15 protein-coding genes and 1 tRNA gene are annotated in these 19,726 nt (G+C 38.7%); 12 read left to right on the top strand and 4 right to left on the bottom strand.

Annotation, left to right across the window (positions count from 1 at the left end):
- Positions 1-172 precede the first annotated feature (172 nt).
- From CA265_13330 to CA265_13300, 7 genes are all read left to right on the top strand, one after another.
- Positions 173-646 (top strand): RNA polymerase sigma-70 factor, encoded by a 474-nt coding sequence (locus tag CA265_13330; GenBank protein ID ARS42982.1) that lies wholly within the window; start codon positions 173-175, stop codon positions 644-646.
- 112 nt (positions 647-758) lie between these two features.
- The gene (locus tag CA265_13325; GenBank protein ID ARS40587.1) at positions 759-1,409 is read left to right on the top strand and encodes a hypothetical protein; all 651 of its coding nucleotides are present in this window, start codon (positions 759-761) and stop codon (positions 1,407-1,409) included.
- Between the two features lie 18 nt (positions 1,410-1,427).
- Entirely contained in the window at positions 1,428-2,642 is a 1,215-nt protein-coding gene (locus CA265_13320; protein ID ARS40586.1) for a hypothetical protein, read from the top strand.
- Between the two features lie 186 nt (positions 2,643-2,828).
- Positions 2,829-5,213 (top strand): energy transducer TonB, encoded by a 2,385-nt coding sequence (locus tag CA265_13315; GenBank protein ID ARS40585.1) that lies wholly within the window; start codon positions 2,829-2,831, stop codon positions 5,211-5,213.
- A 36-nt stretch (positions 5,214-5,249) separates the two neighbouring features.
- The gene (locus CA265_13310; GenBank protein ARS40584.1) at positions 5,250-6,458 is read left to right on the top strand and encodes a hypothetical protein; all 1,209 of its coding nucleotides are present in this window, start codon (positions 5,250-5,252) and stop codon (positions 6,456-6,458) included.
- An 18-nt stretch (positions 6,459-6,476) separates the two neighbouring features.
- A complete protein-coding gene (locus CA265_13305) occupies positions 6,477-7,613 on the top strand; it encodes a hypothetical protein (protein ID ARS40583.1) in 1,137 nt (378 codons plus the stop codon).
- A 3-nt stretch (positions 7,614-7,616) separates the two neighbouring features.
- Positions 7,617-10,106: a hypothetical protein gene (locus tag CA265_13300; GenBank protein ID ARS40582.1), complete on the top strand. Its 2,490-nt coding sequence runs from the start codon at positions 7,617-7,619 to the stop codon at positions 10,104-10,106.
- Between the two features lie 200 nt (positions 10,107-10,306).
- Here the strand turns inward: CA265_13300 and CA265_13295 are convergent.
- A tRNA-Arg gene (locus CA265_13295) sits at positions 10,307-10,381 on the bottom strand.
- 294 nt (positions 10,382-10,675) lie between these two features.
- Here CA265_13295 and CA265_13290 point away from each other — a divergent pair.
- Both CA265_13290 and CA265_13285 read left to right on the top strand, forming a co-directional pair.
- On the top strand, positions 10,676-12,052 hold the full coding sequence (locus tag CA265_13290; protein ID ARS40581.1) for a magnesium transporter: 1,377 nt from the start codon (positions 10,676-10,678) through the stop codon (positions 12,050-12,052).
- A 9-nt stretch (positions 12,053-12,061) separates the two neighbouring features.
- Positions 12,062-12,676 (top strand): hydrolase, encoded by a 615-nt coding sequence (locus CA265_13285; GenBank protein ID ARS40580.1) that lies wholly within the window; start codon positions 12,062-12,064, stop codon positions 12,674-12,676.
- A gap of 362 nt (positions 12,677-13,038) precedes the next feature.
- Here the strand turns inward: CA265_13285 and CA265_13280 are convergent, their stop codons facing one another.
- Positions 13,039-14,139, bottom strand: coding sequence for a redox-regulated ATPase YchF (locus tag CA265_13280; protein ID ARS40579.1), 1,101 nt, complete (start codon positions 14,137-14,139; stop codon positions 13,039-13,041).
- A 186-nt stretch (positions 14,140-14,325) separates the two neighbouring features.
- Between CA265_13280 and CA265_13275 the strand changes: the two genes are divergently transcribed.
- Positions 14,326-14,790, top strand: a complete 465-nt coding sequence (locus CA265_13275) for a hypothetical protein (protein ARS40578.1) — start codon at positions 14,326-14,328, stop codon at positions 14,788-14,790.
- Between the two features lie 71 nt (positions 14,791-14,861).
- Here the strand turns inward: CA265_13275 and CA265_13270 are convergent, their stop codons facing one another.
- Both CA265_13270 and CA265_13265 read right to left on the bottom strand, forming a co-directional pair.
- Positions 14,862-15,185 carry a DNA-binding protein gene (locus CA265_13270; protein ID ARS40577.1) on the bottom strand — a complete coding sequence of 108 codons (324 nt, stop codon included), beginning with the start codon at positions 15,183-15,185 and terminating at the stop codon, positions 14,862-14,864.
- A 79-nt stretch (positions 15,186-15,264) separates the two neighbouring features.
- The gene (locus CA265_13265; protein ID ARS40576.1) at positions 15,265-17,055 is read right to left on the bottom strand and encodes an ABC transporter; all 1,791 of its coding nucleotides are present in this window, start codon (positions 17,053-17,055) and stop codon (positions 15,265-15,267) included.
- A 579-nt stretch (positions 17,056-17,634) separates the two neighbouring features.
- Here CA265_13265 and CA265_13260 point away from each other — a divergent pair.
- Both CA265_13260 and CA265_13255 read left to right on the top strand, forming a co-directional pair.
- The gene (locus tag CA265_13260; GenBank protein ARS40575.1) at positions 17,635-18,723 is read left to right on the top strand and encodes a leucine dehydrogenase; all 1,089 of its coding nucleotides are present in this window, start codon (positions 17,635-17,637) and stop codon (positions 18,721-18,723) included.
- Between the two features lie 50 nt (positions 18,724-18,773).
- Positions 18,774-19,724: a transcription antitermination factor NusB gene (locus CA265_13255; GenBank protein ID ARS40574.1), complete on the top strand. Its 951-nt coding sequence runs from the start codon at positions 18,774-18,776 to the stop codon at positions 19,722-19,724.
- Positions 19,725-19,726: the final 2 nt, after the last annotated feature.

The following is a 19,726-nucleotide window of genomic DNA, read 5'->3' as shown; positions in this document are numbered from 1 at the left end:
TTTTTAAAGTGTTTTCAGCTTTATAGTAGAAATTATCTACCATTTTTAAAAGCTCTTATTTTTAATTGATCTAAATAGCTATATTTGCAGCCAACCATCAAACAGGTATTTGGAAGCTACAAATCATCCTTTCTCAGGTAAATTAATAAAGATCGATAAACAATCGTTCGAAATGGCCTATGAATTATACTGGGAGAAGGTATTTGCGGTTTGTTACAATAATATCAAAGAGGTTGAACCCGCAAAGGGTATGGTTCAGGAGATTTTTAAGTCCCTTTGGGAGCGGAGATCGGAACTCGAAATAGAAAAAATTGAACATTACCTGATCCGATCGGCCAAATTTAAAACCTTCGAGTATATCCGAAATAAGGTAAACCGGCAAAAGCATAACGAATTTCAGATGATGGACTGCTCGGTTTCCAGCAATTGTACTGAAGAACAGGTACTTTTTAATAATTTAAAAGAAAAAGTAGATGTTTTGGTCGATACCTTGCCCTGCCAGTGCAAACGGGTATACAAAATGAGTCGCGAACAGGGAATGAGCAATAAAGAAATTGCCGGTTTGCTGTATATTTCCGAACGTGCTGTAGAGTATCATATCACGAAGGCCATGAGCAGGCTTAAAGTTGGTTTGGCCAGTTATTAATTTTTTATTTCAAGAACTTACGGAAAATCGGTGTTTAGGCTACTTCTATTTAAAAGCAATAATTTATTAAGTTTGCAGATACCTGCATCCTTTTTAGGAGCAACTCATTAGCATGAACATTAGTCAAGAACTTTTAGAAAAATACCATTTAAATGCCTGTAGTGCCGAAGAGCGCCAGAGGGTAGAAGAATGGCTGTTCAATACTGATGTAGAGGAGCTGAATACCGTAGCTTTAGCAAAAGATAAAAATGCCCTGAAGCAGGAAATGTGGCAGGAAATTGAAACCGTTATGCCACAGGCGATTAAGCCATTGCCAAAAAGGAGTAATACTTATTTCATGTGGAAGGGTGCTATTGCCGCATCTGTATTTATCGCCATGGCTGGTGTTATTGCTTATTTTATAATGGCCAATAAATCTTTTGGACAAACTGACTTTTTAGAATTAAATAATCCCTCTGCACGGTATGTAAAACATATTGATGCCAAAGGATACGATGTGGCCATAGGACCAAATACCGTTGCTAAAATAAACAATAGCGATGGCATGATCGATCTGACGGGAAGTATCCTGATTTCTCCAAAGAAAGATATCAATCTTGTTTTTGAAGGCACAGATAAGAAGATAACCTTGTTAAAAGGACAGACTTATATTATCCTTAAAAATAAAACCGGTGTAAAAAGTATCGTGGTAATTAGCGAGCGCAATTTAATGGATTTACCCCCGGTGATGCAGAAACAACTTTCGGCCCAGTTTGATATTTAACCAGCTCTACCGCCTACAATGAACCTCCCTCGCATCATCAGATTTTTCATTCCCGTTATTTTTGCCTGCTGTATGCTCGGTTGCGGAGATAAGCGCACTGACCAAAAAGATGCTAAATACAGCTTGTATATTCTGGCCAAAGATGGAAGAGAATATATGCTCACGACGAATGCATTAGATCGTGGTTTGCTAAAACCGGAAACACAAGGTATTCTTTTGGATCAGAAAGATATGGATAGGGATGTTTTTGTAAAAGATGGATTCTTTTATCACCTCAATCGTAAAACCAGCCGTTTCTCTAAATTTAAACTGGAAAACGAAAAACTGGTTGTCGCAGGATTTTTGGATATTAAAGATTTCAGCATCGAGAACTTTAACTGGATCGGGAAGGATAGCCTGCTGCTTACCGGATTAAATCTTTCGGGTTACAACCATACCAAATATACTTTTATCAACACAGCTAAAATGGAGGTCATCGCAAAGGGCGATATGCAGATTCCCGCACCATCGGGTAAGTTCACCACCCTTTCTATTGGTTTTGTAGAGAAAAAAGCAAATGCACTTTTGGTTGGTTATACCTACCATGTAACACAGAATGTATCTAATTATTTAACCAGCGATACCTTATATGTTTCAGAACTGACTTACCCGGAAATGAAACTTCTTAACACACAAAAAGATACCCGTTCTACCTATCCTGGTGGAATCAATACCATTCAATCTTATAATTTTAAGGATGATCATGGCGATTATTATTTTCAGTCATGCCCGGGGATAGCTTTGGGGAACAGGACCGAGCTGCCTACTGGGGTGTTTAAGATCAAGGCCGGCGAAAAAAAGATAAACCAGGATTATTTCTTTAATATCTCGGCTTCAAAGGTTCAGAACCATGCTTATGGAATGTGGTACCTTGGCGGAAATAAAGCCATTATCCGTTCTGAAAGAAAAGACCTTTTTAAAGGTTTGGGCGATCACTATAGCACGGCACACTTTGAATTTTACGTACTCGATCTGCAAACACAATCGGTTACCAAACTCAATCTTCCGTTAGATAAGGGAACCAGAAGAGAGTGTGTGATTGTGGAGGGCGATACCGCTTACATTGCTGTGAATTCTACCAAAGAAGGCAATTATATCTGGCTATACAATATCAAAACCGGTACATTGAAAAAAGGACTTCAGTTAGGAGGGGATACCGATTTTATTATGCGGATAGACCGATTGAAGGATTAATAACTGTTTTTTTTAACCGCAAATAAAAGATTCTCCGCGACGTTTATCATCTCAAATTTGCGGGAATCCATATTCCATTTTACCTCTTCCATTTTCCATCCCAATTTTATTTTATTTTTTTTCGTTTCTCACCTTCGGGAAAATACGAATTGTGCTACTACCCAGTAAATGCACAATATTAAAACAATGTTTTACGGAAAAAATCTACTACTCATTTTATTCAGCGTACTATCTCTAAGCGCTTTTGCTCAAACTTCATCCTCCATTTCAGGGACCATTAAAGATGGCAAAGAAGTAATTGTTGGGGCTACCATCCAGATAAAGGAAACCAAAATTGGCGCCACAACAGATCAGTCAGGTTACTACGAAATCAAAAATATTCAGCCGGGCAGTTATACCATTGTCGTATCATACATTGGCTTTATTCAAGAATCAAAAAATATTACGGTTAAACAGGGGCAGATCGTTAAAATAGATTTTTCATTAAAGAAAGACCAGAAACAACTGAACGATGTTGCCGTAAATGGCAAAACCAAAACACAGGAAGTTAAAGAGTCGGGTTTCAGTGTTAACGCCATCGATACCAGAAAACTGGCCAATACCACTGCCGATTTAAATCAAATCCTGAACCGCAGTACCGGTGTCCGTATCCGCGAGCAGGGTGGTTTGGGTTCTGATTTCAAATTTTCCATCAACGGTTTATCTGGTAAACAGGTTAAATTTTTTGTAGATGGGATCCCGATGGATGTAATGGGCAGCGCCATGTCGCTCAATAACATCCCGGTTAATATGGCCGATCGTTTAGAAGTGTATAAAGGTGTTGTTCCGGTTAATTTAGGTGCCGATGCAATGGGTGGTGCAGTAAACGTCATTACCAATCAAAAGCTAAGCAACTATTTAGATGTTAGTCATAGTTATGGATCTTTTAATACCAACCGTTCTTCTTTAAATGGCCAGTTTGTAGATAAAAAAACTGGAATTATTGTTAAGGCCAGTGGTTTCTATAATTCTTCTGATAATAACTATATCATGAAAGATGTGGATGTAGTGCAGGGTGGAACGCGTATAGGCAATTATATTGCTGATTTAAACGGAGCAGAATTTGTAAAAGCAGATGTTCGACGTTTCCACGATAATTACGAGTCGTTGCTGGGGCAGGTAGAAGCCGGGATAACCAATAAGACATGGGCTGATGTATTATTTGTTGGCGTAGGTTATAACGAAGCACACCAGGATTTGCAAACAGGTTTCGACCAGAACATTGTATATGGCGAAGTAACCAGGGCCAGTAAAGCACGCAGTGCTACTTTAAGGTATAAAAAAGATAACCTGTTTACTGATGGTTTAAGTTTAAGTGCATTTTTAGCCAGATCTAAAGATACTTACAAAACCACCGATACGGTAAAACGCACCTATAACTGGGATGGTACTTATTTCGATAAGGGCTATTCGGAAATGGGCGGAATTAAAACGATCGCAAATATTATCAGGCCCAGAACTTATGCAATGGCCAATTTGAGTTATGTGATCAACAGCGAACACACTTTAAACCTAAATTATACTTTCGATCATTTAAAAAACAGAAATTTTAACGAACTGTTAACGGATCACGATGAAACACCTGGTCTTTTAAGAAAGCAGATTGTGGGACTGGCTTATCAGCAAGACCTTTTAGATAAGAAACTGGTCAATACTGCTTTTGTTAAATATTACCACCTGGGTTTAGAAAGGCCTAAATACATTAATCAGGTTTATACTTTACTGGATACCGCTTTTAGTAATTTGGGTTACGGGGTGGCATCCAGATATAAAATCACGCCAGATTTAGGCATTAAAGCTTCTTTTGAGCACGCTTACCGTTTGCAGGAAGCCGAAGAAATGTTTGGAGATGGTTTAAACTTACAGGGAAATCCAGATCTGAAACCAGAAAGTAGCGATAACATCAACCTTGGAGCCTATTACAATTTTAAGTTGGGCAAGCATACATTTTTTGTAGAAGCATCGGGCTTTTATCGCGATGCAAAGGATTTTATCTTCCCAGTGCCTGATGAGCGCTCTAAATTATTAAAAAACCAAAACCAGTCGAGCGTTCGCATTACCGGTTTTGAAGCCGAAGTACGCTACACTTACGATCAGTTATTGGGAATAAACCTGAATTTAACCTATCAAAATGCAGTAAATACTACAAAAAACGGTCAAACAGAATCGTATAATGTAGAAGGAACCTACCTGAATAAAATTCCTAACCAACCATGGTTATTTGGAAATGCCGATTTCAGTATCGGGAAAAATGACCTGTTGGGCAAAAATACACGCTTGCAGTTTAACTGGTTTACCCAATATGTAAACTGGTTTTATTTAACCTGGGAAGGAAAGGGAAACCCTAACGGGAAATCAGATATTCCTACACAGTTTATCCAAAATGCAGCATTAAGCTACTCATTGCACAACGGCAGGTATAACATTTCGGCGGAGTGTAAAAATTTAACCAACGAACTTGCTTACGATAATTTCAGGTTACAGAAACCCGGCAGATCGTTTTCTGTAAAACTGAGGTATTTTATCCAATAATCAATCTCCAAATCGATCAGACATTATTTTATATCAATCACGATGAACAAAATTATATATCACTTCAATAAATTATTCGCCATTGCACTTATTGTTGTTTTCGCCAGCGGATGCGAGAAAAGAGATGTTGGCCATATAGAAGAGGGTACCAAATATGCTGCGGTATTATGTGTGGGCAGCTGGCCAAATACCGCTTATTACATTGCAGGGATCCAATCGCTAACCGGGGGTACCGTTAGCTTAAAAGGGAATGGTGCCGAAATGACGGGCAAGGTTTATGCGCAGGATGTGATCCAGAGAGATGGTTTCTATTACCACGCAAATGCAGGTAGTGGCCGTTTAGGCAAATATCATGTAGAAAACGGATCGCTTTTAATCGATAAGGAGATTCCTTTTTCATGGTTAAACTGGAGCTCTTATACCTGGGTAGATCATAATACCCTGGTTATTTTTGGAGATGGAAACAACGAAGCCCGTTATGCTGTGGTTAAAGTGGACAAAATGACCATTAAAACAGGAAAGCTGAATTTAGAAAAGATTCCGGCCGGATTTGATGCCTATACCATCGGTTTTGCCGAATTCAGGAACAATAAACTTTTTCTGGGTTATGGTTTTGGTTCTACCGATTATACCAATTATCCGAACATGCCGGTTTATCAAAGGGCTTATGTAGCCGTAATCGATTATAGCACCATGGCGGTTGAAAAATCACTTTCAGATACGCGTACAACCGGGCTGGGCGGACCAAATGTTTATGCACCATCATCATTCGTGGATGAAACCGGTGATTTGTATTTCATCAGCGATCCGGTTAATGTTTACGATTATAAATCACCATCTGCCATGTACAGGATTAAAAACGGCTCGGCCGAAATAGATCCAACTTATTTCTTTAATTTCTCGGCTGTTGCCAATAACGAAATGGTTCCTGCCATGTGGTATATTGGCAATGGAAAAGCCATAGTACGTTCGCGAATTGCAGGCCAGAGTATCGATGCCGATCATTACTTCTGTGTAGTTGATGTTAAAACAGGTGCGTTGATCAAAAAATTAAATCTTCCGGCGGATAAAGGCGAACGTATGGTGAATGCTGTAATTGTTGAAGACGGTAAAGCATTTATCGCAGTTAATGCAGCAGATAAAGATTACATCTGGCAATACGATCCTGCTACCGATCAATTAACCAAAGGAGTAGAGTTTGTAGGCGGCATCGATTACATTTTAAGAATAGAGAAATTAAAATAACCTGAATATCTCCCTATAATGACGTTTAAAAAGATTAATGCCTGGCTGCACTTATGGCTTGGGATTGCTTCCGGAATAGTAGTATTTGTGCTGGGGATTACTGGTTGTGTACTCGTTTTTGAACAGGAGATAAAAAGTTTAAGCGCTCCGTGGCTGCATGCAACACCAGCTGCAGCTACCGGGCAAGCTATTCTTAAGCCTTCTGTATTGTATCAGGCGGTACAAAAGGCATTGCCTGGGCGGGAGATAGAATCGGTGTGGTACCATGGCGAAAATAGAACAGCACATTTTAGTATCCATGAAATGGATTCGCTGGTTTATGTTAATCCCTATACTGCAGAAGTGGTGGCTATGGTGAAGGAAAAAGATATCTTCCAGTTTTTTAAAGACGGTCATTATTACATGTGGTTACCCGAAAAAATCGGCCATCAGGTGGTGGGTTGGGGAACACTCATCTTTTTCTTGCTGCTCATCAGCGGATTGATTTTATGGTGGCCAAAAAAATGGAATAAAAAAGGAAGAGATCAGAGTTTTAAAATAAAATGGCGTGCCAGATTTAAACGAATCAACTACGATCTGCACAATCTTTTGGGATTCTATTCCATTATTGTAGCGCTTTTGTTTGCCTTTACCGGACTGATGATGAGCTTCGCCTGGTTTAACAAAAGTGTATTCTGGTTGGCAGGAGGCAAAAACGGTCAGCGGATTGAAGCTTTATCTGATACCACTAAAAACCCTCAATCGAATGTTCTTCTTCAGGTAGACCGTGCATGGAAAAAAGGAGTTTACGAAATTGCCGAACATCGCCCCTTCGAAATCATCCTTCATTTTCCGGAGAAAGTATCAGAAGCCATTTATGTATGTACCGATATGTATAAAGGGACCTGGCGCGATGTTTATTTAGATCAGCACAGCTTAAAAGAATTACCTGCCTCAAATAAAAGACTCCGTGATGAAAATCTGGCTTCCTGGATCAGACGCTCTAATTATGGATTGCATGTTGGTGAAATCGGTGGACTTACCACAAAAATTATTTTCTTTCTGGTAAGCTTCATCTGCGCCAGTTTACCCATTACGGGATTTTATATCTGGTGGGGTAAAAAGAAGAAAAAACCTAAAAAGAATAAAAACATCCCTATACTCTTAAAAGCTTAATTTATGTGCAAATTCCTATCCTTTGCTTCAGGTAAAAAACCTGATGTTAGTAGATTATTGTCTTATATTTTTCCGCTGGTGCTCTGCTTTTTATGGAGTAAACCTGTTTGTGCACAGACCGATTCAGCCATCAGTGGCATTGTAGTGATGGAAAACGGTAGCCCCGTAGAATTTGCCTCTGTAGCCCTGCAAGATGCAGATGGGAAAGGTATAAAAGGAACTTTGACCGATTCGTTGGGGCGTTTTTCCTTTCCGGCACTGCAACATGGTAGCTATCGTGTTAAAATTTCTAATATGGGTTATATCACGCATCATACCGATGTGATCCAGATTAGTATTCAGCACAGGGTAATCGGTTTAGGACGATTGAAATTAATAGAGGATGCGCAGACTTTAAACGCTGTAAACATTTCCGTTCAAAAAAAGGTAATCGAACAAAGTATAGACAAGATGACCATCAATGTGGAAAACAGCATTTTATCAGAAGGAAATACGGCTTTGGAATTGTTGCAACGCGTACCTGGCATTAAAGTAGACGACGAAGGTAAAATATCGTTAAAAGGGAGGGCCGGTGTTAACGTGATGATCAACGGAAAACTAACCTATCTTTCTCCGGCAGAATTAAGTGTATTGCTGAAAGGAACTAATTCGGCATCTGTTTCTAAAATTGAGCTTATGGCCAATCCTTCCGTCAAGTATGATGCTGCCGGTAATGCTGGTATCATTAATATTGTGATGAAGAAAAACCAGATGAAAGGCCTGAATGGATCGCTTGCTGTTAATGGCGGTTTGGGCCGAAAGGCAAGATATGGATCGGGTTTTAACCTTAATTACAAAAATGCAGGTTTTAACGTTTATGGAAGCTATAATTATGCTTACCGCGGCGAAACCGAATACCTCGATTTTAGCAGACGGTTTTATAATAATGGCCATGTAGCAGGTAATTACGACCGGATTTCTAATCAACATACCGAAACAAACGAACCCTTAAATACCAACAATTTCAGGGTAGGAATGGATGTAGATTTAGATCCGCAGAACGCCATTGGTTTTCTTGTAAATGGGAACATTGGTAAATACCTGCATGATAGTCAAACGAGTAATATTTTGCAAAATCAGCAGGGCATTATCCAGTCTGATATGGCCACCACCAATTATGATCAGCAGCACTGGAGCAATTTAACATACAACCTTAACTACCTGCATAAATTTAAAAAAGAAGCCAGAACATTTAGTGCCGATGTAGATTTTGCCAGTAACAGTTTTACGTCCAGGTTAAATTTAGATACTTACTCTGCGCCTGATGTATCTGCTCCTGCGCAAACCAGCAATAGAAAAGGTTATGTTCCGGCTAAAACCGATGTGTATGTAGGTAAGGTAGATTATACCGATCAATTGGGTAAGGCCATCAAAATCGAGAGTGGCTTGAAAAGTTCATTTATAACTTCCGATAATAACCTGGTTTATCAAAATTTAACGGATGGTGCCTGGGTGTACGATCCTGCGGGCAGTAACTATTTTAAATACAAAGAACAGATCCATGCCGCTTACCTAAACCTTAACCGCGAATTTAAAAGCTTTACCCTACAGTTGGGTTTAAGAGGAGAGTATACCCATACTTTGGGCAATCAGGTTACAACCGGATCGCTAATTAAAAGAAATTATTTTCAGTTGTTCCCAAATTTGGCACTAAATAAGACAGCAGGCGAAAATAACCAGTTCCAGCTGGCCTATAGCCGTAGGGTACAAAGGCCTGATTATGGCGATTTAAACCCGTTCAGGGTATTTCGAGATCCACTTTTATACTACGAGGGAAATCCATATTTAACGCCGGAACTGACACAGAACATCGTATTGAGCCATATTTTTAAAAGCAAATATACCACTGCCTTAAATTATAGCAGAACTACTGATGTCATAACCTGGGTATCGGGTCAGATTGATAACCTGAACACGACTTACGAACGCCCCCAGAACCTGAAGAGTCTGGTTAACTATGGTGTTAGTTTTACCGGTCAGACTAATTATTTCAGCTGGTGGACAGCAACAAATTTTGCCAATATTTACAATAATATTTATCGTGGTGGTGAAGATTCCGGAGCATTCAAAAACAGTCAGATTAGTTTTACCATCAATACCCAAAACTCATTTAAACTTGGGGGTGGTTATAGTGCCGAGTTAAATGCATATTATCATTCGAAATCAGTTTATGGCATTTCTACCAAAAAATCTTATCATTCCGTTTCAGTGGCGTTTCAAAAAAATCTCTTAAAAGACAAAGCCAGTCTAAAACTTTTAGTGAACGATATTTTTCAGTCGAGCCAATACAAACAGATTACCAGGTACCAGAATATAGATATGTATAGCCATGTAAATGTTGATGGGCGGCGGGTAATGCTTTCATTCTCCTATCGTTTTGGTAATTCTTTCAGTACAAAAGAACGCAAAAGGGGAAATGATGATATCCAGAACAGGGTAAAGGGAGGAATATAAAAATGTGAAATTGCCCTCTTGTACGATATTTTTTTGCAGTCTGGTAAATATAAAACCTATGATCATTTTCGCTGGAACACCCAATTTGGCAAACAATATTTCGAATGCCTGGATGGAATGGGTTGTAATGTTAGTATCTCTTAACAAAGAGGTGCTAAACAAAAAAACGAGACAAACAGCTTAAACTGATTTGTCTCGTTTTGTGCTCCCGACGAGATTCGAACTCATATCGATGGTACCGGAAACCATAATTCTATCCATTGAACTACGGGAGCATAAGGCTGCAAATATAGAAAATTCAAAATCATTTCATTAAAAAATCAAACCTATTTTTAATCTGTAAATACCTGACAAAATTAACTTCCTGCTGTTGAGCTATCTTTTATGTTAAAAAATGATTAAATCATAAAGCCAGGTGCTGGTAGAATGAGTTTATTCCTCTTTATTTTTAATTTAAGAATCCTTTTTGGCTAATTTTAAAGGTACACCGTTGGCTTTTTAGGAAATAAAAATGCACCTTTGCGAACCGTTAATAGAGGATTAGGCATGTAATAAATTAAATTTTGTTTATGGAAGAATTGGTTGTGGAAGAGATTCAGGAACTGCTTGAAAAAGAAAATGATAAGGCTTTAAAGCAATATCTCGATCAACTGAATATTTCGGATGTAGAAGAACTGATTGATGAACTTCCACAATATGCAGCTAAATTTATCGAAACCTTATCCCTCAACCGGGCCGTAAATGTTTTCCGGATTCTGGATTTTCCTACCCAGGAGCGTATCATTAAAAAACTTTCAGGCAATAAACTGAATCAGATCATCAAAGATCTGCCGCCCGACGACCGTACCGCACTTTTCAGCGAATTAAAAGGTGATGTGGTGAAAAAAATGATTACGCTTTTACCGCCTGAAGAACGTAAAGAATCACTTGCACTCCTTGGTTATAAAGAAGATAGTATTGGCCGTTTAATGACGCCCGATTATATCGCCGTAAAACCCGAATGGTCTATCACCAGGGTATTGGCGCACATCAGGCGTTATGGAAAAAACTCCGAAACCATCGATGTTGTGTATGTGATTGATAAAGAAGGGGTATTGCTGGATGATATCAGGATTCGCGAGGTTTTACTGGCCGATCCTGAAGCCATTATCGGCGAGCTTACCGATAAACGTTTCATTGCCTTAAAAGCAAACGATCCTCAGGAAGATGCCATCAATATCTTCAGGATGAACAACCGCGTGGCTTTACCTGTAGTAGACGAGAATAACATTTTGTTAGGGATTGTTACGGTGGATGATATTTTGTGGATTGCCAACGAAGAATATACCGAAGATATGCACAAAATTGGGGGTACCGAGGCTTTGGATGAACCCTATCTCGATACTTCAATATTTAACCTGGTAAGAAAACGTGTAGGCTGGCTGGCCATTTTAATGGTTGGCGAAATGCTTACCGCTACCGCAATGGGTTTTTTCGAAGGACAAATTCATAAAGCTACCGTACTCGCATTATTTATTCCGCTGATTATTTCATGCGGAGGGAATAGCGGATCTCAGGCTTCAACCCTGATTATTCAGGCAATGGCGCTTGGCGAGGTAACCATAAGAGATTGGTGGCGCGTAATGAACAGGGAAATTACATCAGGTTTTCTACTGGGTTTATGTTTAGGCCTCATCGGATTTTTACGCATTTTTGTCTGGCATTTGGCAGTACCTAATGTTTATGGAGAACACTGGATTTTAATTGCTGCTACCATTAGCGTTTCTTTGGTTTTTGTGGTACTCTGGGGGTCGTTAAGTGGCTCTATGCTGCCGATTTTATTAAAAAAACTGGGAGCCGATCCTGCAACCTCATCTGCTCCATTTGTAGCAACCCTTGTTGATGTTACCGGACTGATTATTTATTTCAGCTTTGCTGTTCTTTTTTTAAAAGGCGTTTTACTTTAAATCTAAATTATGCAAAAGAAAATTACCACACTTTTTACCGATATCGGTGGTGTTTTGTTAACCAACGGCTGGGACAGGCATGCAAGGGGAGAAGCTTCAGTACTTTTTAACCTCGATTCAGTTGATCTTGAAGAACGCCATCACCTTACCTTCGATACTTATGAGGTAGGTAAACTAACCCTTGATGAATATCTGGAACGTATTGTTTTCTTCGAAGAACGGAGTTTTACCTATGATGATTTTAAAGAATTTATGTTCAAAAAATCACTTCCTTATCCGGAAATGATTCAGTTGATCTGCGATTTAAAAAAGAAATATAACCTCAAGGTAGCCGTCATCAGTAACGAAGGCCGTGAACTAAACCAATATCGCATCAATACCTTCAGGCTGAATGAGTTTGTCGATTTCTTCGTGTCATCAAGCTTTGTGCATTTCCGTAAACCCGATGCCGATATTTTTAAGGTGGCCATCGATATTTCGCAGAGCGACGTAGAAACGAGCTTATACATCGACGATCGTATGCTTTTTGTACAGGTTGCCGAAGGTCTAGGCTTAAGGGGCATCCACCATACCGATTACGAAGATACCAAAGTACAACTGGCAGCTTACGGCTTAGAGATTTAATCAATAGCATCTAGCGTTGACAACTTTCTGGGCAGCCTTGCCTGTAAGTTGTTAACTCTGGGTGAAAATTTGAGTTTTTTTGAAAAGCAATGTAGGTAGGTCTTGCTAAAGCTTGCTCCTCCTGCCTTCGTCATCCTGAAGCATTCGTCATCCTGAATTTATTTCAGGATCTTTCATGTCAAACTGCTTGCTGGATATCTGTGTTTAATTTACCTTTCCTATGCGCTTCGACTCCACTCAGCGTGACAATAGACTGGTTTTCCGTGATTTCCGTGCCTCAGTGGCAAAAAAACGGCAAAAAAAAAGCCACTCTTACGAATGGCTCTATGTTATTCAAAGTCTCCTTTAGGGGATTTAGGGGCTTAAACGTTAAACCTGAAGTGCATAATGTCGCCATCTTCCACTACATAGGTTTTTCCTTCTACACCTAATTTACCAGCATCTTTACAGGCGTTTTCAGAACCTAAGGTTACGAAATCGTTGTATTTGATCACCTCCGCACGGATAAATCCTTTTTCGAAATCGGTGTGGATAACGCCGGCAGCCTGTGGCGCTGTAAACCCTTTGGTAATCGTCCAGGCCCTAACTTCTTGCACACCAGCGGTGAAATAAGTGTACAGATTTAATAATTTATAAGCAGCACGGATCAATTTATTCACGCCCGATTCGGTTAAGCCTAAATCAGCTAAAAATTCCTGACGCTCTTCGTAGCTATCCAGTTCCGCAATTTCTGATTCAATTTTAGCAGAGATCACTAAAACTTCTGCATTTTCATCCGCAACGTTGGCTTTAACTAAATCGACGTATTTATTGCCGTTAATTACCGATGCTTCATCAACATTACAAACATACATCACCGGTTTTTGCGTAAGCAGGCCTAAATCTTCAATAAAATCAAAATCTTCCTGAGCCAATGGTGCCGTACGGATCGATTTACCACTTTCTAAATGAGATTTAACTACCGTTAAAATTTCATAAGTACGTTTAGCATCTTTATCACCACCTGTTTTAGCCATTTTTTCAACTTTTTGAATGCGTTTATCAACGGTATCCAAATCTTTAAGCTGTAGCTCAGTATCAATAATTTCCCGATCGCGGATCGGATCAACAGAACCATCCACATGGATTACATTTCCGTCATCAAAACAACGTAAAACGTGAATGATGGCGTTGGTCGCACGAATATTTCCTAAAAACTGGTTTCCTAAGCCTTCACCTTTCGATGCCCCTTTTACCAAACCCGCAATATCTACAATCTCAATAGTATTCGGTTGTACTTTGTTTGGTTTAACCAGCTCAGCCAGTTTGGTTAATCGATCATCAGGTACTGTAATTACGCCAACGTTGGGCTCAATAGTACAAAAGGGAAAGTTTGCAGCCTGCGCTTTTGCATTTGATAAACAGTTAAAAAGAGTCGATTTTCCAACATTTGGTAAACCAACTATACCACATTGTAATGCCATTATTTATTAGTCTTTAAGTCTTTAGTCCACAGTCTTTAGTCGGTAATCATCATCCAGCTTACATTTTCCATCTCCCGTCCCGCTAAAATCCGCGCAAAGATAAGCTTTTAAAACCTTTATTTAAACCCTTGCTATTGTATCAAATCTATATTTTATCTAAGTTTAGCCCAAAATAGATAGAGATAAATGGAAGATTTTGAAAATGAAGTGCCCCAGGAAGTGAAATTGGTCGTTACCGAAGAAATGCGGAGCTACCTTTACGATATGAGTAAATGGGCAAGATTTTTATCCGTAGTCGGTTTTGTTATCTCGGCATTTTTAACTTTAAGTTCATTTGGAATAGGAGCAGCAATAACGGCAAATCCTGCAATGCTTAATCAGTTAGGACCCCTGGCCAGTATCGGGGCAACTGGAATTACTATATTTTACCTGCTGTTGGCCTTACTCTTTTTTTATCCAAGTTTGCTGTTGTTACGTTTTTCAGCTAAGGGCAAACAAGGTGTGTTGTTTGGCGATCAGGAAAACTTAAACGATGCCATTGCAAATGTTAAATCACTTTTTAAATTTTGGGGCGTACTTACCATTGTATTTTTAGTGAGTTATTTTCTACTCATCCTTGCCGTAGCCGTTAGCACTGTAGGTATCAAATAAAAAGGCATATAAGTAAAAAAGCCTCCTGATTTTAAAATTGGGAGGCTTTTTTTTATTGAAATTATAATTACTTAAAAAGTAAAATCGTCGCTTGCTTTAGTGCTATGTTCTCCATTTTCAGAATATTCATAACGTTTTTCAACCACATCCTGGTGAGTTTTGATGTAATCAACAGTTTCATTTAGTCCTTCTGCAAATTTTTCGAAATCTTCTTTGTATAAAAAGATTTTATGTTTTACAAACACACCGTCTTCTAATCTTTTCTTACTTTCGGTAACTGTTAAATAATAATCACCCGATCTAGTAGCCTTCACGTCGAAGAAATAAGTTCTCTTACCTGCTCTTACTTTCTTTGAAAAAACTTCTTCTCTTTCCTTGTTGTCGAATTCTCCCATGGTTGGTATTGATGTTGGTTTTTGGTTTCGGTAAATATAAAGCAAATATTTAAAGTTCAAAATACAATTTTATCACAATTTAAATAGTTCGGGTTTCCTCCTCCAAAAGTTGGTGGTTATAAAGCTCGGTATAGCTGCCATTTAAACTAAGTAATTCATTGTGTGTGCCTTGTTCAATGATTTTGCCGTTATCCAGCACTAAAATCTTATCTGCATTTTTAATGGTCGAAATCCTGTGGGCAATTAAAATACTTGTTTTTCCGGCCATAATTTTACCCAGGTTTTGCAGTATTTCCTCCTCTGTTTTCGTGTCAACCGCCGAAAGACAATCATCAAATATTAAAATCTTAGGCGATTTAATCAATGCCCTTGCAATAGAAACGCGTTGTTTTTGCCCGCCTGAGAGGGTTATTCCTCGCTCACCCAGCATGGTTTCGAATTTTTCTTCGAAGTCGATAATATTGGTATAAACCGAGGCATTTTTTGCAGCCATATGCACTTCCTCATCGGTAACCTGGTCTAAACCAAAGGCAATATTGTTTTTTATCGTATCCGAAAAGAGGAAAACCTCTTGCGGTACAAAACCAATTTGCTCACGATAATCTTTTAGATTTAAGGCCTTAATGTTCTTTCCATCAATATCAATGGCGCCATTTTCTACATCATACATCCGCATAATCAGATTCGCCAATGTCGATTTCCCGGAGCCTGTTTTTCCGATAATGGCTACAAATTCGCCGCTATTAATCTCAAAACTCACGTCTTTTAAAGCTTCAATGCCGGTATCCGGATAGGTAAAACTCACCTGGTCGAACTTGATTTTACCCGTGAGCTCAATTTCTGCACTTTCTTTTGACTGGATATCGGATGGGATATCTAAAAACTCATTTATCCGTTTTTGCGATGCAGCAGCCCGCTGGATTAAAGAAGTAACCCAGCCCAGCATGGTTACCGGAAAGGTTAACTGGTTAATGTAAATGATAAATTCGGCAATATTCCCTGCCGTAATACTGCCATTCATGACCTGGATACCACCAATATATATCGTTAAAATGGTACTCAGGCCAATTAATAAAAGCATGGTTGGGTAAAATAGTGCCGATACTTTAACCAGGCTCATCGAATCTTTTTTATAATCGTTGCTCTGGATGGAGAACATGTCTCGCGTATAATCTTCACGAACATAGGATTTAATGATCCTGATGCCCGAAAAACGCTCCTGAACAAAACTCGATAGATCTGATAAACGTTCCTGTATCTTCCCGCTTTTTTTAAAGATCAGCGTGTTTACATAATAGATAATCACCACCAGAAAGGGAAGGGGCAACAGGCAATAAATGGCCAGTTTGGCATTTACATCAAACATCGACCAGATAATAAGTACCGATAAAACAAAAGTGTTAATCGTGTACATAATCGCCGGACCAACATACATCCTTACCCGGTTAACATCTTCTGTAGCACGGTTCATTAAATCGCCGGTATTATTCCGGCGGTAAAAGCCTAAGCTCAGCTCCTGATAATGCTGGTAGATATCGTTTTTCATATCAAACTCTATATGCCGCGACATTAAAATAATGGTTTGGCGCATAAAGAACAGAAACAGCCCCCGCAATAAATAAAGTGCAATAACCAGCAAGCCAAAAAATAAAAGATTGCTGCTAAAAATGTCGTAAATAATGGCTTGTCGATCGAAGCCATAAAAAAGATTAAATATCTGAATGTTTTCGGTAATCAGATCAACGGCATAACCAATCACCTGGGCAGGCACTACGCCAAAAATATTAGAAATCACCACGAAAATACTTCCGGGTATAATCCACCATTTGTATTTAAGAAAGTATTTGTTTAATCGGCTTAAATGTTTCATTCCATACAAACTTAGCTAATTTTGTTATTTCATAATGCATATTTATCTGTTCGGGCCTAAGCTTTAAAAATTAATGACACTTGAGGATGTAAAATGGATGATGTAAAGTAGCTAGATTAATGAAAGCCCTAAACCATATCGCTAAAGTGTTCTCAGGCGACTTAGGTGGTCAATATTATTTTGAAAAGCAAGGTTTGGTGCTTTTTGGGTAGATCAGCCCTGCTATCCATTTCAAGCCGATGAAGAATCGGGCTTTACATTCCTATCAGGTTTATTTTACATGAGATTGTGGCTCTTGGTTCAGTAAAATCTGTTGTCAGTTTTAGTCATGGAAACTGAAAAGCATGGAATGTTTACCTCATCACCTCATTCTCATGCTTTGGTTCGTGCCCCACGAACCAAACATTAGTGAATTTAACCACGTTTTTTTTATGATTTACCTTAACCTATAACGTTTTAATAATCTCATAGGCTTATTAAATTTATCCAGAACCGAATTAATTTTGTTATAGTTTAGTTAAATAGGTGTAATAATGGTTTTTTATTTTAATTTTGCAGCAGGTTAGCCGAACGTTCAATATGCCAGCAAATTCTCCGTCAGATTTTTCAATTTTAGATCAATTAAGTGCCTATGGCCATAAAAAATTGGTTTTTTGCAACGATCCAGATACAGGTTTAAAAGCAATTATTGCTATACACGATACCACATTGGGTCCTGCTTTAGGCGGAACACGCATGTGGAGTTATAGCACCGAAGGCGAAGCTTTAGAAGATGCACTGCGTTTATCGCGGGGAATGACTTACAAAGCAGCCATAACAGGATTGAACCTGGGTGGTGGCAAAGGTGTAATCATTGGCGATTCCAGAAAAGATAAAACAGAAACTTTAATGCGTAGCTACGGTAGGTTTATTAAGAACCTGAATGGCGAATTCATTACGGCAGAAGAAATGGGTACCAATACACGCGATATGGAATATATCCGTATGGAAACCAATTATGTTACTGGTGTTCCCGAGTCAATCGGTGGTGCCGGCAATCCGGCTCCTTTTACTGCACAAGGTGTGTATTTAGGCATTAAAGCCAGTGTTAAGGAAGTTTTCGGTACCGATATGCTAGCCGGGAGAACCATTGTAGTTCAAGGCATCGGAAATGTTGGTGAGCACCTGGTTGCACTGTTAAGAAAAGAAAACGCCGAAGTTTTGATTAGCGATATTAACCAGGAACAACTCACTTACGTTGCCCGGAAATATAAAGCAAAACCGATCGAAGCCGATAAAATTTTTACAACTGATGCCGATGTTTATGCGCCGTGTGCCATGGGTGCTACGGTGAATAACAAAACCATCGAAAAAATGAAGTTTGCTATTATTGCAGGCTCAGCAAACAATCAGTTAAAAGATGAAGTTTTAGATAGCGAATTGCTGTTGAAGAAAGGGATTTTATTTGCACCGGATTATTTAATTAATGCCGGCGGATTGATTTCCTGCTATTCGGAGTTAACAGGTTTTGGTAAAAAACGTACTGTACAGCTTACCGAGAATATTTACGATGCTACACGCAGTGTAATTAAGTTAAGCAAAACCGAAAATATATCAACAAATATTGCAGCCAACCGCATTGCCGAGAAACGCATTGCAGATGTTAAAAAAATTAAATCGTCATATTAAATCATAATTATTAAAACAGGTTTTAAAAAACCACACTCGTTCTTACATTCATGTTAAACAGAAGGCACTTAAGAATCAAAGCTTTGCAAAATATTTTTGCTTGGCACATGGCAGACAAAAAAGACATTAAAGGTGATTTGAAAACTTTAATGCAGAGCATCGATAGCGTGTACGAAATGTACATCTGGATGTTATCTTTAATGGTAGAAGTTACCGAATTTACTGCTAACGACGCTGCAGAGCGCGCAAATAAGTTTATTAAAACAGCAGAGGATATTAATCCTAACATGAAATTGCTACACAATAAGTTTAGCGTTTTAATGCAGCAGAACCCTGAGTACGTATCTGCAGTTAAAAAATACAAAGTGGACTGGGGTTTCGATCCGGAAATCCGTAAAACAGTTTACAACTCGTTAAAAGCATCAAAAGAATATGCCGATTATCTGGCCGATCCAAACGAAAGTTTAGAATCATCAAAAGATATCATCAAATATATTTTCAGGAAAATCATCTTAAAAAACCAGGCCATTTTGCAGGTTTTTGAAGAGAAATTTATCAACTGGCAGGTAGATCACGAAGTGATGAAAGGTATGGTCGCTAAAACCTTGAAAAACTTTACATCCGAAGATCCATTCAAAAATAAATTGACTGAAATTAGTGCGGATTGGGTAGAAGACAGCAAATTTGTTCAGGATCTTTTTGTACATACTTTGCAAAATGATGCAAAATATCAGGAAATGATTGCCGATAGAACCAAAAACTGGGAATCGGAACGTATTGCACTAATGGATACCATTTTGATGAAAATGGCCATTTGCGAATTGTTAAACTTTCCATCTATTCCGGTTAAAGTAACCATCAACGAATATTTAGAGTTATCAAAAGATTACAGTACACCGAAGAGTAATTCATTTATTAACGGTATTTTAGACAAAATTTTAGGCGATCTTAAGAAAAACAATACCATTAAAAAGATTGGCCGCGGATTAATCGAAGATTAAAA

The sequence above is a fragment of the Sphingobacteriaceae bacterium GW460-11-11-14-LB5 genome (assembly GCA_002151545.1).
GTDB lineage: Bacteria > Bacteroidota > Bacteroidia > Sphingobacteriales > Sphingobacteriaceae > Pedobacter.
The sequence above is the reverse complement of the archived record's forward strand: the minus strand, read 5'-3'. Positions and strand labels throughout refer to the sequence as shown.